General features: G+C 42.8%; 16 protein-coding genes. 13 read left to right on the top strand and 3 right to left on the bottom strand.

Annotation, left to right across the window (positions count from 1 at the left end; genetic code table 11):
• The first annotated feature begins 57 nt into the window (after positions 1-57).
• From L8106_RS22645 to L8106_RS34590, 5 genes are all read left to right on the top strand, one after another.
• Positions 58-1,224, top strand: a complete 1,167-nt coding sequence (locus tag L8106_RS22645; protein ID WP_039897000.1) for a GuaB3 family IMP dehydrogenase-related protein — start codon at positions 58-60, stop codon at positions 1,222-1,224.
• 747 nt (positions 1,225-1,971) lie between these two features.
• Entirely contained in the window at positions 1,972-2,295 is a 324-nt protein-coding gene (gene trxA, locus L8106_RS22640; RefSeq protein WP_009786800.1) for a thioredoxin, read from the top strand.
• Between the two features lie 122 nt (positions 2,296-2,417).
• Entirely contained in the window at positions 2,418-3,485 is a 1,068-nt protein-coding gene (locus L8106_RS22635) for an LOG family protein (protein WP_009786799.1), read from the top strand.
• A 170-nt stretch (positions 3,486-3,655) separates the two neighbouring features.
• Positions 3,656-4,486 carry an RNA-guided endonuclease TnpB family protein gene (locus L8106_RS22630; protein ID WP_009786798.1) on the top strand — a complete coding sequence of 277 codons (831 nt, stop codon included), beginning with the start codon at positions 3,656-3,658 and terminating at the stop codon, positions 4,484-4,486.
• Between the two features lie 10 nt (positions 4,487-4,496).
• Positions 4,497-4,892 carry a zinc ribbon domain-containing protein gene (locus L8106_RS34590; RefSeq protein WP_009786797.1) on the top strand — a complete coding sequence of 132 codons (396 nt, stop codon included), beginning with the start codon at positions 4,497-4,499 and terminating at the stop codon, positions 4,890-4,892.
• A 50-nt stretch (positions 4,893-4,942) separates the two neighbouring features.
• On the opposite strand, the gene L8106_RS22625 is transcribed toward L8106_RS34590, so the two are convergent.
• The 3 genes from L8106_RS22625 to purE form a co-directional block, all read right to left on the bottom strand.
• Positions 4,943-5,785, bottom strand: a complete 843-nt coding sequence (locus L8106_RS22625; protein WP_009786796.1) for an SGNH/GDSL hydrolase family protein — start codon at positions 5,783-5,785, stop codon at positions 4,943-4,945.
• A 183-nt stretch (positions 5,786-5,968) separates the two neighbouring features.
• Positions 5,969-7,486, bottom strand: coding sequence for an ammonium transporter (locus tag L8106_RS22620; protein WP_039896999.1), 1,518 nt, complete (start codon positions 7,484-7,486; stop codon positions 5,969-5,971).
• A gap of 526 nt (positions 7,487-8,012) precedes the next feature.
• Positions 8,013-8,576, bottom strand: a complete 564-nt coding sequence (purE, locus tag L8106_RS22615; RefSeq protein WP_255348898.1) for a 5-(carboxyamino)imidazole ribonucleotide mutase — start codon at positions 8,574-8,576, stop codon at positions 8,013-8,015.
• Positions 8,577-8,596: 20 nt separating this feature from the next.
• Here purE and nagA point away from each other — a divergent pair, with 20 nt between their 5' ends.
• The 8 genes from nagA (at position 8,597) to L8106_RS22575 (ending at position 15,202) form a co-directional block, all read left to right on the top strand.
• A complete protein-coding gene (gene nagA, locus L8106_RS22610; protein ID WP_009786793.1) occupies positions 8,597-9,805 on the top strand; it encodes an N-acetylglucosamine-6-phosphate deacetylase in 1,209 nt (402 codons plus the stop codon).
• A gap of 54 nt (positions 9,806-9,859) precedes the next feature.
• Positions 9,860-10,072 (top strand): DUF2839 domain-containing protein, encoded by a 213-nt coding sequence (locus tag L8106_RS22605; protein WP_009786792.1) that lies wholly within the window; start codon positions 9,860-9,862, stop codon positions 10,070-10,072.
• Between the two features lie 587 nt (positions 10,073-10,659).
• Positions 10,660-10,995, top strand: a complete 336-nt coding sequence (locus tag L8106_RS22600; protein ID WP_009786791.1) for a DUF1815 family protein — start codon at positions 10,660-10,662, stop codon at positions 10,993-10,995.
• A 548-nt stretch (positions 10,996-11,543) separates the two neighbouring features.
• Positions 11,544-12,422 carry an alpha/beta fold hydrolase gene (locus tag L8106_RS22595; protein WP_009786790.1) on the top strand — a complete coding sequence of 293 codons (879 nt, stop codon included), beginning with the start codon at positions 11,544-11,546 and terminating at the stop codon, positions 12,420-12,422.
• Positions 12,423-12,478: 56 nt separating this feature from the next.
• Positions 12,479-13,618 (top strand): retropepsin-like aspartic protease, encoded by a 1,140-nt coding sequence (locus tag L8106_RS22590; protein ID WP_232228555.1) that lies wholly within the window; start codon positions 12,479-12,481, stop codon positions 13,616-13,618.
• A gap of 82 nt (positions 13,619-13,700) precedes the next feature.
• Positions 13,701-14,012 (top strand): hypothetical protein, encoded by a 312-nt coding sequence (locus tag L8106_RS22585; protein WP_009786788.1) that lies wholly within the window; start codon positions 13,701-13,703, stop codon positions 14,010-14,012.
• A 254-nt stretch (positions 14,013-14,266) separates the two neighbouring features.
• Positions 14,267-14,692, top strand: coding sequence for a KGK domain-containing protein (locus L8106_RS22580; protein ID WP_009786787.1), 426 nt, complete (start codon positions 14,267-14,269; stop codon positions 14,690-14,692).
• Positions 14,693-14,728: 36 nt separating this feature from the next.
• The gene (locus L8106_RS22575) at positions 14,729-15,202 is read left to right on the top strand and encodes a KGK domain-containing protein (RefSeq protein ID WP_009786786.1); all 474 of its coding nucleotides are present in this window, start codon (positions 14,729-14,731) and stop codon (positions 15,200-15,202) included.
• The last annotated feature ends 185 nt before the right edge of the window (positions 15,203-15,387 follow it).

Genomic DNA, 15,387 nt, shown 5'->3' with positions numbered 1-15,387 from the left:
AGATCCTAGAGTCATTGAAATTCAGGAAGTACACTACAATTGCTGGGAAAAGTTCAAGTGAATGATATTAAAATTGGGCGAGGCAAAACAGCCCGCAGAGCCTACGGTATTGATGAAATCGCCTTAGTTCCCGGAACACGCACGCTTGACCCCGGTTTAGCGGATACCCGTTGGACAATTGGTGGTATTGAGCGAGAAATTCCCATTATTGCTAGTGCAATGGATGGTGTCGTTGATGTGCAGATGGCCGTTCTCCTCAGTGAATTAGGGGCAATAGGAGTGTTGAATTTAGAGGGCATTCAAACCCGTTATGAAGACCCCAAACCCGTATTAAAGCAAATTGCCTCCGTTGACAAAACCCAGTTTGTGCCGTTGATGCAGCAGCTTTATGCTCAACCCATTCAGCCCGAACTGATTAAAACTCGGATAGAGCAAATTAAGTCCCAAGGCGGAATTGCAGCCGTGAGTGCAACTCCCGCCGGAGCCATTAAGTTTGGTCAAGTCGTTGCGGAAGCGGGGGCTGATTTATTCTTCATCCAAGCAACAGTCGTCTCAACTGCATTTTTGTCGGCTGACTCTGTAACCCCTCTCGACTTACATCAATTTTGCCAAGAAATGCCCATGCCAGTGATCTTGGGTAATTGCGTCACCTACGAAGTCACGTTGAACTTAATGAAAGCAGGTGCTGCGGGTGTGTTGGTTGGTATTGGGCCAGGAGCCGCTTGTACCTCTCGCGGTGTGTTAGGTGTAGGTGTGCCGCAAGCAACGGCAGTCGCCGACTGTGCCGCCGCTCGGGAAGATTATTATCAAGAAACCGGGCGTTATGTTCCAGTAATTGCCGATGGCGGTTTAATTACAGGTGGAGATATCTGTAAATGTATTGCTTGTGGAGCCGATGGGGTAATGATTGGTTCGCCCTTTGCCCGAGCCAAAGAAGCACCCGGACAAGGGTTTCACTGGGGAATGGCAACGCCAAGTCCAGTCTTACCTCGGGGAACTCGGATTAGCGTTGGCACCACAGGCACATTAGAACAAATCCTGCGGGGGCCAGCTCAATTAGACGACGGAACTCACAACCTCTTAGGTGCTTTAAAAACCAGTATGGGAACCTTGGGCGCGAAAAGCATTCAGGAAATGCAGCAAGTGGAAGTGGTGATCGCACCATCGTTGTTGACTGAAGGAAAAGTCTATCAAAAAGCCCAACAATTGGGGATGGGGAAATAGAGGGGTTATACCCTTTGCCCCGCGAACCCTTGACAAAACTTGTTAATTTGTCGTAAAAATTAGGGTTTACCCACTGGAATTATTTGGAAGAAAATGTCACAATAGAGAAAGCGGAGACGTATGTTTCCGTTCACTCCTCACACCACACTCCGCCTGGACTATTGTTCGGGCGGTTTCTTATTCCCTTGTTATGCCCTGCTCAGGCGAGATCAAGGCTCTCCAAACCACACCCCAAACGAATCAGTCTGCTATCAAGATAAGCACACCCTGTTTGTTGATGCAAGTTTTTCGTCAAGAAATCTGTAATTTTCTGGAGGGGACGCGCGAGAAATTTTCTGTAATCCCTCGCAGAAATCCAAGTTAATCCTCTTTTTTAGCCTTCTCTAACTCATATACAGATATTAATGGTACCAATCTGGAGTAAAATAAACATGACTCCAGATCTCAGAAGTCGCAAACCTCTATCTCCAAAATAATTGATTTTGATTTGGAGAGCCATCAGACCAAACACACTTGTTGTGCTTTTCTGCTGAGGTTAGGGGTTAATTTTGGGAGTCAACTCAAGGCTAATGCTACAATCGCACATCCTTGATCAATCCTCCCCAAGCGATGATTTAGAGAGAACAACGATCAACTGTGCAGCGAGAATGTTAATCTCAAACCAGCAGATCTTTCTGTTCGACTTCGCCTTGTGTTCGCGCAAGGAAAGTCTAAAGAGTAATACGACGTGTATAAGGATAGCAAGGCATGTCAGCAGCCCCACAAGTTACAGATGCTAGTTTCAAGCAGGACGTTCTAGAGAGCGACGTCCCCGTTTTAGTAGATTTTTGGGCACCTTGGTGCGGCCCTTGCCGCATGGTTGCACCCGTCGTTGAGGAAATTGCCGAACAATATGCGGGCAAAGTCAAAGTGGTAAAACTGAATACCGACGAGAATCCCACCGTTGCCAACCAGTACGGAATTCGCAGTATTCCAACCTTGATGATTTTCAAAGAAGGTCAGAGGGTGGATATGGTCGTCGGAGCTGTTCCTAAAACTACACTGGCGAACACTATAGAAAAATACCTTTAACGTTCAATAGCTCTGGGCGTGTAGCCGTCAGGTTAAGCAAGCCTGAGCTTGAAAGAATTACAAGGGGTCGCGCCTTGGAATCATAGGTCTGAGGCGCGTTATAGAAGTTTGTTTGGAAAAGTATGGATTCCTCTGGAACTAGCCTAACGGTCGATTCTCTGCAAGCCGAAATGCGGTCATTAATTCAGCAGCTTCCAGGCTTGAAGCATGAAAAATGGATTTCGCGATCGCTCTCTAGCCTCGTTCGCATGGCCGGAGAAGAATTTGATACCCTTGATTGGAAAATCCTCTCCGCTTCCCTGCTAGATATGGAGCGAGGATTCCAAATCTTTTATCCCTATCGCCACGTTCGCAAAATTTGTATCTTTGGTTCAGCGCGAACCTCACCCGCCGCCGCAGAATATCAAATGGCGGCAGATTTTGCTCGCTTTGTCGCTCAACAAGGCTTTATGGTTCTCACGGGAGCCGGGGGCGGGATTATGCAAGCTGGAAATGAAGGGGCGGGGGCGGATCGCTCCTTTGGTTTAAACATTCAGCTTCCCTTTGAGCAATCTTCTAATCCCTTCATCGAAGGTGATGACAAACTGATTAACTTCAAATACTTTTTTACCCGCAAACTCTTTTTTCTGCGAGAAAGCGATGCTTTAGCGATGTTTCCAGGGGGATTTGGTACCCTCGATGAAACCTTCGAGTGCTTGACTTTAGCCCAAACCGGGAAATTTGGCCCCGCACCACTGGTTTTAATTGATCATCCAGGGGGTGATTATTGGCATGATTGGCACGCTTTTATTGAAAAACAATTATTGCGACGGCGACTCATTTCAGGCGATGATCCGAGTATTTACACGATTACCGATAATATTGAAACCGCTTGTCAAGCCATATCGGATTTTTATCGAGTTTATCACTCTAGTCGCTACGTTAAAGAGTTACTGGTGATTCGCCTCAAATCAGAATTATCAGATGAGGATGTCGAAAAACTCAATGATGAGTTTCATGACATTCTTGTTCAAGGCAAAATAGAGAAATCTCTCGTCCTAGCCCAAGAAACCGGAGATGACAGCGAACATTTACCCCGTTTAGTCCTGCATTTTAATCAACTCGATATCGGTCGATTGTATCAACTCATTTCTACAATCAATACTTTAGGGGTAACCACACCAGAAACCTCTCACCCGGAACAAAAATAGCTGACTCTATCGTAATGGAGCAAGAGGACTGCGACCAAAATCTTTGATTTGGTCGTAGGTGAATTGCGACCAACAAAAAAGACTCGGTTTTGGGAAGCCCGACTGAAGTTCTCCTGTACAAAAGTCTAGCGAGTTAGCATAACGGGATAGAATTGTGGTAACATTCCAGTATGTTAACACTAACCTACGAATTTAAGTTAATCCCCTCTCAAGAACAGATTACCATCATTGAGAATATGTTGGTGGTCTGTAGAAAGGTGTGGAATTACGCCTTGAGAGAGCGAAAAGACTGGATAAACAGTAGAAAGTGTGCAGTTAACTCTTGTTCATTGCAACAAGAATACATCATCTCAGCAGATGCCCATTACCCCAACTACAACGTACAAGCTGCGAACTTAACAAAAGCAAAAAAAACCAACCCGGAAATCAAGAAAGTGAATGCTCAAGTTTTACAACAAGTTTTGAAAACTTTAGAAAGAGCATTTAACAGCATGAAAGAAAAGGGTTACGGCTTTCCTCGCTTGAAAAACAAGTATCGAATGCGGTCGTTTGTTTTCCCTCAGTTCAAGACAAATCCAATCTCTAATGACTGGATAAAACTACCTCAGATTGGATTAGTTCGGATGAGATTATCTCGCCCAATCCCAGAGGGATTTAAGCTCAAGCAGGTGCGGGTAGTTAGACGAGCAAGTGGGTATTTTGCGATGCTGTCATTGCAGAGCAATGTAAATATCCCAGATACTCCGGCTTCTGGGTATCCACTCGGGATTGATATTGGACTCGATAAGTTTTTGGCAACTTCTGATGGTGAATTGATTGAACGTCCAAAGTTCTTGGCTCAACTACATAGCGAGCTGAAATTGCTGCAACGTAGATTCAAGTCAAAAAAACCAGGTTCAGTCAATCGACATAAACTTAATCAGAAGTCTTCAAGAATTCATCAAAAAATCTCGGACACTCGAAAAGATTTTCACGCTCTCACTAGCCCATCATTTGTGTGACCAAGCTGGAATGATATTTGTTGAAGACTTAGATTTTAGAACTTGGGCGAAAGGGATGTTGGGTAAACATACTCTTGACGCGGGATTCGGTCAATTCTTCAATATTTTAACTTGGGTCTGTTGGAAACGAGGGGTTTATTTTGGCAAAGTTGACCACAGATATACCAGTCAAATTTGCCCAAATTGTGGGACGCATACAGGCAAATTTGATTTGTCAGAGCGTATCCACAAATGCCCTGAATGCAACTACGAATGTAATCGTGATGTTGCAGCAGCAAAAGTCATTTGTCAACGAGGTATTGCTGCGGTCGGGCAGATCGTGGTTCAAGAAATTGACTGTGGAGATGGTCTGACGGGGACTGGTAACGGTCTAGTTAAGAATCAAAGATGCAGTAAATCCAAATAGCGATGTTTGGGAATCCCTCTCTATAATCTCTGATTTAGAGAGGGAGGATGTCAAAATTTCAACAGACTAAACAATTGTATTCCTGATTTCCATACTAAATATCCTCTATCGTTGAGATGAAGACCGTCGGTACTGAGTTCTGGTCTGAGTTTTCCCTGCTCATCGGTGAATAAAGGATGTAAATTCAGATAAACCGCACCTTCGGCGATCGCGATTGCTTCTAGTTCTCGGTTGAGTTGACGAATCCGAGAATTCGGAATGGCTAACAAGCGATCGCGGCTTTCCCATGTTGCCTTTTCTGCACTGTGAGGCAAGATAGACTGTACAACAATCTGAGTATTGGGATGAACCCAACGCAAATCCCGCACAATCTCCCGATAGTTGTTTAACAGAGTTTGGTCATCAATGCCCCGAATCAAGTCATTAATGCCAATCATAATAAAAACAGTCTCAGGTTGAGTCATATCCAAAGCTTTGAGTCGCTTTAGTAAACCCGTAGATGTTTCACCGGAAATCCCTTGATTGAGCCAAGTTCGTCCTGTTGGTAGTAAATCAGGAGGAAACCACAGACTAAGGGAATCTCCCGCCAAAACTGTTAAGTGCTTCGGGGGTTTTGTGGCAACAGCTTGGGCTTCTCGTTCGAGTTGGGCAACCCACTCTTGATAAGTCCACTGATGACGTGGCCCAATTCTGGGAGAAGCAGTTTGGCTAGAGTCGAGATCTGCCAGTGAGTCGGTTTCGACCGTATTACTCATCACTGAAGCATTGGCTTGAGAATTTTCCGGCAAAGTTTCACCTCGCACCAAAAGCAATACAACAGCAAGCAGAAGCACTCCGTTGCTAATCAGAGACAACAAAACCCAAGTTGGAATCGTTTTCAAGCGAATAGACACAGGATCGAGATGCCACCGAGAAAATTATCATCTCCTTTGTAAATTTAGCATTCTGACCGCCTTTTCAGGGAACAGTTATCAGTTTTGTTTCCTGAAAAGGCGACAAAAAAATCGTCCTGTTCCCAAAAATCAAGGAAATCAAGGACGAAGGACAATTCTAGCAGTTAAACAATGTGGAGAGCGTTAATCATCGCTCAGAATACTGCCGCCACTGGGAGTTCCGGTTTCACTGCCACCGATACTCGCCGGGCCAACTTCCTTGAGGAATCCATTATAGGCTTCCATACCGTGTTCAGCAATATCGAGGCCTTCATATTCATGTTCAGGACTAACCCGAATTCCAACTGTTGCTTTGAGTGCGAGCCAGAAAATGGTACTGATAACAACCGTAAACGCACCAATCGTCACAACCCCTACAATTTGGGCGGCGAATTGATCAAATCCATGGCCATAGAATAAGCCAGATTCGGTATTAAATAAACCCACTGCCAGGGTTCCCAAAGTCCCACAACCTAAGTGAACTGAAGTTGCACCTACAGGGTCATCGATCTGGAGTTTGTCAAAGAAACCAACAGAATAGACAACAAAGACCCCGGCAATCAAACCGATAATGACAGCACCCGAATAGCTGACACCATTACAACCTGCTGTAATCCCAACTAAACCCGCCAGAACACCGTTAATAACCATCGATAAGTCGGGCTTTCCATCCTTAATCCAAGAGGTTAACGTTGCAGAGACACAGCCTGCGGCTCCTGAGAGGTTTGTGGTAATCGCAATATAGGGAACTGCCTGATTAGCTGCCAATTCTGAACCGGGGTTAAACCCAAACCAGCCAATCCATAGAATCAAACATCCCAGCGTGGCAAAACCCATATTATGACCCGGTAAAGCCCGGGGAGTACCATCTTCGGCATATCGACCCATACGCGGGCCAAGCAGATAGGCTCCTGTCAAAGCGGCCCACCCCCCAACGGAGTGTACAACCGTTGAACCTGCAAAATCTGAAAAACCAGCCTTCGCTAGCCAACCACTACTATCCCAAACCCAGTGACCTGTGATCGGATAGGCAATCCCAACCAGCAAGATGCTAAACAATAAAAAGGCGACAAATTCAATTCGTTCGGCGACAGCCCCCGATACAATCGTGGCACCCGTTGCCGCAAAAGCCACCTGAAACAAGAAAAACACAGTGACAGGTAAACCAGCCGGGAATGGATCTAGTCCATAGGTTGCCGATTGTCCAGAAAGGAAATAACCGCCTCCACCAATAAAAGGATTATCACCCCCAAACATCACAGAAAACCCAAATGCCCAATAAACTAGAGTGGCGATCGCAAACACAATCAAGTTTTTCGTCAAAATATTCACAGCATTTTTATGGCGACAGAAGCCCGTTTCGAGCATTCCAAAACCCGCATTCATAAAAATAACCAGAACAGAAGCAACGACAATCCAAATTGTATTTAAAACACCCTGAACATCTTCTGGGGTTAGCGGTTGGGCATCTTCTTGAGCAACTGCGGCAAAACTCCACAGTCCAATAATCAGAGCTGATATCGGAATACAAGCAATCCAGCTTAGAGATAACCATCTGGGTTTATGAAGTCGAGAAAACCGGCTTGCTAACCGACTTGATATAGAACTTTCCCGAGAAGATAATCGCTGATTAAGGCGTGTTGATTTTTTTCTAGAAAACATTGCGTTAAACATTACAACTACATATCAATAGCGTGTCCGAAACACGCACTCACAAAACATTGAACTCTTTTAAGTACAACCCCAAAAGTCACGAATTTTTTCTAGTGTTTAAAATCATGGGAGGTGTGAGTCTAAAAGTTGTCATTGAACCCTAATTTGTGATCCCATCACTTATTTTGAACACTCCGTCGGATGGGCTATCTGTGCATTCGTCTGCATCTGATCGCATTAACAAGAACTTAACCGTCTCAATAACCATGCTTCCGTTTTAGGCAAAAAGTTTCTCTACTATTAGGAGATAACTGGCCAGTATGATACAGAGGGAAACTTTGGCAAGAGATCTAACCAAGAGATTTGCTCTGTACTCAGAGTTGATGATCTTGAAAACAGATTAGAGTAATTTTCTGTATTTCAGACTACACTTGGGTCTGTCTCGCTGTCTAGACAATCTCTGGCTCGATTAAAGCGGTAGAACGACCGAAAGTTTGTATCACAAACTACAGAAATTCAGCAACTTGAGTTGATTTTATCCGGAATGTTGCCCTTGTTGTTCTTGCAAATACTGAGAATAGCCCAATTGTTGCAAACGCTGTTGCTTATCAAGCACCGATTGTTTCAGCGTCTGGCGATACTGTAAAACCTGCTGTAACAGTTCTGGCTGATGAGAAGCTAAAATTTGCACCGCCAATAAACCCGCATTTTGAGCATTGCCGATCGCGACAGTCGCCACCGGAATTCCTCTAGGCATTTGCACAATCGAATACAAAGAATCCACCCCTTGCAAATGGCGGCTAGATACCGGCACCCCAATCACAGGTAATGGAGTCAGAGAAGCCACCATCCCCGGCAGATGAGCCGCCCCCCCTGCGCCTGCAATGATCACCTTTAGCCCTCGAATATGGGCGTTTTGGGCATAGTCTACCATCCGTTCAGGGGTGCGATGAGCCGAAACAATAGCAACTTCGTGAGCCACCCCAAACTCTTCGCAAATGGCGATCGCCCCCGCCATCGTGGGTAAATCCGAATCGCTCCCCATAATAATCCCAACTTGGGAAGACTCTTGATGTGCTGTGTTTGATAATGAATTCAAAGCTGAACTTGTAACCTACTATGACTAAAACCGCGACACAGACAGCCGCTTCGATAGATATTATCAATGCCCGTTTACCCGGAGACGACAATCTACAGCAAATTTTAATTCGTCAAGGTAAAGTGGCTGCGATTCAACCCGAAAACAGCGAACAATCACCTTTCCCGGTTTTGGACTTAGGAGGAGATTGGGTTTCTCTCGGTGGAATTGATCTGCAAATTAACGGGGCTTTGGGTTTAGCCTTTCGAGAAGTCACTCCCCAACATTACCCCAAGCTGCACGAAATTGGTCAATATTTGTCGAATCAAGGGGTTGATGGATTTTTACCCACCATTGTCACCACAACTTTAGAACAAATTCAGCGATCGCTAGCCACCTTTGCGGAATTTATGCAAACTCCCGCTTCCGCCCATACCGCCCAAATTATCGGGGTTCATCTCGAAGGGCCATTTCTCAACGCCGAAAAACGCGGCGCTCATCCCCAAGACTGTTTACTTCCTCTCACCGTTGATACCGTTAAACAAGTTTTGGGCGATTATGCCCATATTGTTAAAATCATTACCCTCGCCCCAGAATTAGATCCCACAGGCGAAGTGATTCCTTTTATACGCAACTTAGGAATTACCGTCAGTTTAGGACATTCTCAGGCAACCGTTGAGCAAGCTAATTCTGCCTTTTCCCAAGGGGCGACAATGGTAACTCATGCGTTTAATGCCATGCCGAGTCTACATCATCGCCAACCGGGACTTTTAGCCGCAGCATTGGTACATCCAAACGTTCACTGTGGGTTGATTACTGATGGCCAACACGTTTGTCCAACGATGATTCAGTTGTTCCTACAAAGCGCTCGGGGAAAACTCAAAACACCGGGAAAGATTTCGGGTGTTTTTCTGGTGAGTGATGCTTTAGCCCCGTTGGGTTTACCGGATGGCGTTTATCCCTGGGATCAGCGACAAATTGAAGTCAGAGACGGAACGGCTCGTTTACTCGATGGAACTCTCGCCGGAACCACTTATCCTCTGTTAGTCGGGGTGCAGAATTTGGTTAAGTGGGGCGTTTGTGAGGGTTCTGAAGCGATCGCTCTGGCGACTCAAGCCCCCCGAACCGCAATCGGACTATCAGGGATGATTGATTGTCCAGCAACTGAGTTGATTCGATGGACTGAACACCCAGAATTGACCCTCAGTTGGGAACGCCTGTTTCCCAATCTCTCAAAAAGTACCCTTTGAGGGATAATGAAAAAATAGCAGATATCAATTGTGAGATCCTCACACACAAAAATTATGGGAGATGCCAAGCGTCGCAAGGAAGCTATGGGAGATCGCTATGGTAAGGAAGAAAAGATCTTGCCTTGGCTCCCAGTTACCAAAACTCAAAGCGAACAGTTTGTTCAATGGACAACCCGAGGGGCTTGGGCTGGAATTGGGCTTTTGATTCTGTCCTGGTTGACGATTAGATTTGTTGGCCCTGCTTTTGGATGGTGGGAAGTTGATTAACTGATTTTTGAACCGGAATTGCCACTTGAGAGTCTAATAGGGTAAAGAATCGAGTTAGAGGTGTCTGCTGAGAGGATCACTGTTCACTGAAAATCATGGGTAAGGGGGTGTTACATACGCCCCTACTGCTCACGGTTTACGAATCAAGGTTAAAACTCAAAGTGGACAATCAACTTCACACAACTTCATTAGAAATTAACATCAGTTTTTCTTGAAGAAAAGATAAGTTAATTAAAACCCAAAAGCCCAGTTGATATCAAAATCTTTTTAAGAGTTCTAAAAAATGTATAATCTATAACTTATACTTATACTATCAGTTATTCTAATCTTCCTTCAAAAATGGGTGATAAAGACTGTTAAACCCCTGTTATCAGGGCGGTGAAAGTCTTAACTATAAAGTTTTTCAGGCTTCTATTGTCCGAGGTGACGAGTTGAATAATTTCTCAGATATCCGGAAAAATAGTTTAGAATGATGATGATCTTTTTAGGAAATTAGAGTTATACTGTGCCAACATTGAGACACCATATTCTTAAGATTGTGTTACATTTTTTAATAAATCTTAAGTATGGTGATAGGAGGGCAGATTATGTTTCTTAGACTAGCGGAACAACACCGTAAATTCGTACAGGATCTCGTGATGAATCTTCAGGCTTTGGCGATTGTGCTAGAGCGTCAAGGCTATCTAGCCTCTTGCTATACCTGTGGTGGCCAAATGAACAGTGCTTCCTTCATGGTCAGTTTGGGAGATAATCATCTAATTCGTTTCCTGGTTTCGGACTACGGTATCACTTGGACTGAAATGCGAGATGATCGTGAATTGATGAAGTTAGAAGGAGCCGAAGCCATTAGTCAATTGCAAGAATTAGCGAATTTAGTCAAGTACAAGGTCGAACCGTCTATGGTGTTACCGAAGCTGGCTTAATTGTTTAGCGAACGGCAACGGCAATAGAGATGTAATCTAGTATACGATTTGCGTTACTTTGAGTGGCTTCAAGGTATTTTCTGAATGTGATACAATCAAAAAACGCGAAAACCAAGCGATTAAAGCATTTAAGGCTTGACATCCCAGAGAATTCTTGTCTAGTGGGCAGCCTGTAAAAAGGTAACTGAGTAAAGCCATCAGTTTTAAATTTCCTGAAAATAGTGGAGTAGAGATCCAAAGTTGTGATTGAAAACTCAATAATAGGTTGGGTTCCAGCCGATTTTCAGCCTGTGGACAGGGTGCTGCCGACAGTCCTGGTTTGAAACAGGAAGCAAACAGTGCAAAAGTGTTGTAATGCGACGTTTTGTACAGGTTTTGTAGAACAGTAGATTCGACGGCTTACTCATACAAATCAATCTGATTTTGTTGTTGGTGTTACACTTCTCCAGATGTTAACCTTGAATAAAGGACACTGCTTGAGATTGTGATGTCTCTCTCACAAAGTAGACAAAGCTTCCGGCAGTGCTAAGTATCGAAAAAGGCGGTATATGGCAATAACATTGGAGTCTGAGTGGCAGCATTTGTTTGTTGAGACAAACAACATTCGTTTACATTCGGTCACTCAAGGTGAAGGCGAACTGGTTGTCCTCCTACATGGCTTTCCGGAATTTTGGTATTCTTGGCGTTATCAAATTCCGGCTTTAGCTCGTCATTATAAAGTCGTTGTTCCTGATTTACGCGGCTACAACGATTCTGACAAGCCAGCAACAGGTTATGATTTGGATACGCTGAGTGCTGATATTCAGGGCTTAATTGAGCGTTTGGGTTATGCCAAAGCTCATATTGTGGGACATGATTGGGGAGGAACAATCGCATGGCACATGGCCCAAAAATTTCCCCAATATGTTAACCGTCTAGCCGTTTTAAACGCCCCTCCTCCTCATCGCTTTGTCCAAGAGTTGATGGGTAATTTAGATCAACTGCGTCGGAGTTGGTTTGTTTTGGCGTTTCAAGTTCCCAATTTACCCGAATGGTTAATTCAACAAAATTTGAATAACTTTGTGATTGACTTACTGCGTGGCCAAGCGATTAGGAAAGGGGCTTTTAGCGCAGAAGAAACTAAAATTTATCAAGCTGCATTAGAAAAACCGGGTGTGATTGCGTCAGCGTTGAACTACTATCGCCAACTATTATGGCCACCAAACTGGCTTTCGAGTACAATGCGATCGCCTCAAAAGGTTAAATCTCCCACTCTGGTATTATGGGGTAAGGAAGATGAGTTTTTTAGTCATAAACTTTTAGAGGGTTTAGATCGCTTAATTGCAGCACCGTTTAAATTACAATTAGTTGCAGATTGTGGTCATTGGATTCAACAAGAAGTTCCCCAAACCGTTAACCGCGAACTGATCAGCTTTTTGCGAGATTAATTCAATTATTTCATTCTTTTGATTGAGACATTTTTTTGTTGTCAGAGGCGACAGATGTGAGACAGAATCTACAACGGTTTTTACTCCCGATAGTCGTCTCTATCGCAACATTACCCGTTACTGCCAACCTCAATGCTTCAGTTTTTGATTCTGAGCAATCTAAACAATCGACTCAATTTTTGGTTTCACTTCCGGAAATTATTTATCCCTTACCATTAGGAAGATATCACTTTAGTTATCATACCACTGACGATTCAGTTTTACAACCATTAAACGCAATTGTTCAACTCAAAGGACTTAACTTTCCTCCACCTCAAACTCAAGGAGAAGCTACAATTCCCTTAAAACGGTTAGAAGGAAGTCAGGTTTTTACCGTTGAACTTACCCTGGGAAATCAATCCGGTGAGTTTCTATTAGACACAGGCGCTTCGACAACCATGCTATCAACACCCATGGTTGAACGATTAGGGTTGGAAGGAGGAAAAAAAGTTGCAAATGAACAGTTAACCTCAGCCGTTGCGGGGGATGATTGTCCTGAAATGAGTGCGACAGTACATCAACTTCCAACTGTCACTATTGATAGAGTACGGGTTGAAGAATTGAGAGGTTTAGAATTTACAAATACCCTCATTCCAGGTGAACTTTCGGGAGTGTTGGGGATGGATTTTTTACGACACTTTGACCTAAACTTAAACCCCAAAACCCAACAGTTAAAACTCCTGACACCTTCTCAACTCAATTCCGCAGAAACTCAACAAGCCATTCCCTTAAAAAGTCGCTTAGGGGTGATGTTAGCAGAAATAGAAATCAATGGTCAAGGGCCGTTTACTTTTATGTTGGATACAGGAGCCGATACTATTTTTATCTCTCCTTCCCTTAGCTTAACTTTACAACTCGATCAAGCCTCTCGTCAAGATATTCAGGTGATCGGGTTTTGCGGGTTAGAAATGGCTGAACGTTCGACATTAAAACAAGTCAAAATGGGAGACACCGAACAAACTAATCTAGAAGCGGTGATTTTATCTTCTCCTTCGGTATTAGATTTGTTAGAAGTTGATGGAATCTTAGGTCAAAATTTTCTCAATCACTACGAACAATATTGGCGATTTAATTTAACAGAGGATTCTAATATTTTTGATGGAAGTTTGATATTGTTACCAATTTATCAAAACTCCCAACACTTAACTTTTGACTGACGACGAAAAGCTTCTCAAAAAACTACACTTGCAAAAGATGTAAATTTATCTATCGCATCCAGTTAGTAGGATTTTAGACATTATGATTAACATTATTGCATTTTCTCAATTCCGTCAATGTCCGTCTTCTCTATCTATTCCGTTAAAAGCGCTGTGGTATGACTTACAGGGAGATTGGAATCAGGCGCATATTTTAGTACAAGATGAGAGTGATACAGAGAGTGCGTGGGTTCATGCTTATCTCCATCGCAAGGAAGGGGATATTCCCAATGCGCGATATTGGTATAAACGCAGCGAACAACTGGAATGTGTGGGGAGTTTAAAGCAAGAGTGGGAACACATCGCCCGAAATTTGTTGTTAAATGCAGATGAGTACGAAGTGTCAAAGCGTTAATGTTGTCATCTCATCAATAACTATTCAAAATTGATGTCTTGCAAACTTATGAGTTTGTAGTTGGGCTTTAGTCGTTGTTTTTGGCGTTGAAGTCTAACTATGAACTCATTTTTATGTAGTTATCCAACCCTTAATATGATAATCTTATTCATAACTGATAGAACACTCTTTAACTGAAAGAATTATCCAGCAAGTGAGACAGTTGCAGTTTTGTTTTCATTTCAACAGAAAATGTTATTGAGGACTTATGGGTTATGGAAAGTATTTTCAATGATGGGTTTCAACCTCTAACCTGTGATGAGGATGTTTTAATGTTGGGAAAGGATACATTTGTAGTCAGAAAATTTAAAGACATAGTTTTAAGAAATATTCAAAACAACATATATTCTAATTATAACAGTTCTAAGCACCTTTTTCTTTTACGGGAAATGACTGGCGCATTATCGGGCGGAAACATTCATTTTCAATCGTCTGAAAGTCATTGGAAGTTTTGTACTCAAGATGTAGAATGTCAATTATTAGGATTTGGATATTCCGCCTGGCAAAAGGGGAAATTAAGAATTAAAACAGATATTGATCTTTGTAATCACGAGAAATTCATTATTCAAATCAATTTAGAATTTTGTTTAAAGGAACAGAATGAATACCAAGATCCTATTGACAAGCTTCGACAACTTTAATTAGGCTTACAAATAGATTAGGAGAAATAATGGGTTATGAAAAGCAATTTGAATGATGGGTTTCAATCTCTAAATTGTGATGAAGATGTTTTATTATTTCAATATGATATAACATATACGGTAGGATTGTTCGCAGAATTGATTTTAGAAAATATTAGAGCTAATGTCTGCGATAATGCTCGAGTTATTGGTATAGTGAGAAGTGGAATTTTAGTTGATAAAAAGGTTACTTTTGAATTATCTGAAAGTCAATGGGAATCTTCTACTCAAGAATTAGAGTGTCAATTGTTAGGAGTGGGTTATTCAGGATGGAAAAAAGGGAGATTAAGAATTAAAACTGATGTTGATTTTCGTTATCAAAATCCTGATTTTACTGCTCCCGTTATTTCAGCAAGACAATTAGAACTATCTGGAGTAATCATCAAAATTGATTTAGAATTCTCTCCCGACGAACCCGACGAATACCAATCTCCCCTCGATAAACTTCGACAGCTTGAATCTGATTTATAATAAGAATAATCAAGAACAATTATTAGGGTTGTGTAGGGGCGCAAGGCTTGCGCCCCTTGGTTGCGCCCCCAGAGGGAATTTACAATAAAAATAGATGTCTGTATATTGGCGTTTTTATTGGAAATTTCAATAACAGTTATTGGGTATTTATTATAAAAATAGATGGATTTATATCGGCGTTTTTT

Origin of the sequence: Lyngbya sp. PCC 8106 (assembly GCF_000169095.1) — a bacterium.
Classification (GTDB): Bacteria; Cyanobacteriota; Cyanobacteriia; order Cyanobacteriales; family Microcoleaceae; genus Capilliphycus.
The sequence above is the reverse complement of the archived record's forward strand: the minus strand, read 5'-3'. Positions and strand labels throughout refer to the sequence as shown.

What these genes read in the sequence shown, in the direction of transcription:
- L8106_RS22595 (WP_009786790.1), top strand. Translation starts at nt 11,544, where the DNA reads ATGGCAATAACATTGGAGTCTGAGTGGCAGCATTTGTTTGTTGAGACA.
- L8106_RS22605 (WP_009786792.1), top strand. Translation starts at nt 9,860, where the DNA reads ATGGGAGATGCCAAGCGTCGCAAGGAAGCTATGGGAGATCGCTATGGT.
- L8106_RS22585 (WP_009786788.1), top strand. Translation starts at nt 13,701, where the DNA reads ATGATTAACATTATTGCATTTTCTCAATTCCGTCAATGTCCGTCTTCT.
- L8106_RS22620 (WP_039896999.1), bottom strand. Translation starts at nt 7,486, where the DNA reads ATGTTTTCTAGAAAAAAATCAACACGCCTTAATCAGCGATTATCTTCT.
- L8106_RS22600 (WP_009786791.1), top strand. Translation starts at nt 10,660, where the DNA reads ATGTTTCTTAGACTAGCGGAACAACACCGTAAATTCGTACAGGATCTC.
- L8106_RS22635 (WP_009786799.1), top strand. Translation starts at nt 2,418, where the DNA reads ATGGATTCCTCTGGAACTAGCCTAACGGTCGATTCTCTGCAAGCCGAA.
- trxA (WP_009786800.1), top strand. Translation starts at nt 1,972, where the DNA reads ATGTCAGCAGCCCCACAAGTTACAGATGCTAGTTTCAAGCAGGACGTT.
- nagA (WP_009786793.1), top strand. Translation starts at nt 8,597, where the DNA reads ATGACTAAAACCGCGACACAGACAGCCGCTTCGATAGATATTATCAAT.
- L8106_RS22580 (WP_009786787.1), top strand. Translation starts at nt 14,267, where the DNA reads ATGGAAAGTATTTTCAATGATGGGTTTCAACCTCTAACCTGTGATGAG.
- L8106_RS22575 (WP_009786786.1), top strand. Translation starts at nt 14,729, where the DNA reads ATGAAAAGCAATTTGAATGATGGGTTTCAATCTCTAAATTGTGATGAA.
- L8106_RS22630 (WP_009786798.1), top strand. Translation starts at nt 3,656, where the DNA reads ATGTTAACACTAACCTACGAATTTAAGTTAATCCCCTCTCAAGAACAG.
- L8106_RS34590 (WP_009786797.1), top strand. Translation starts at nt 4,497, where the DNA reads ATGATATTTGTTGAAGACTTAGATTTTAGAACTTGGGCGAAAGGGATG.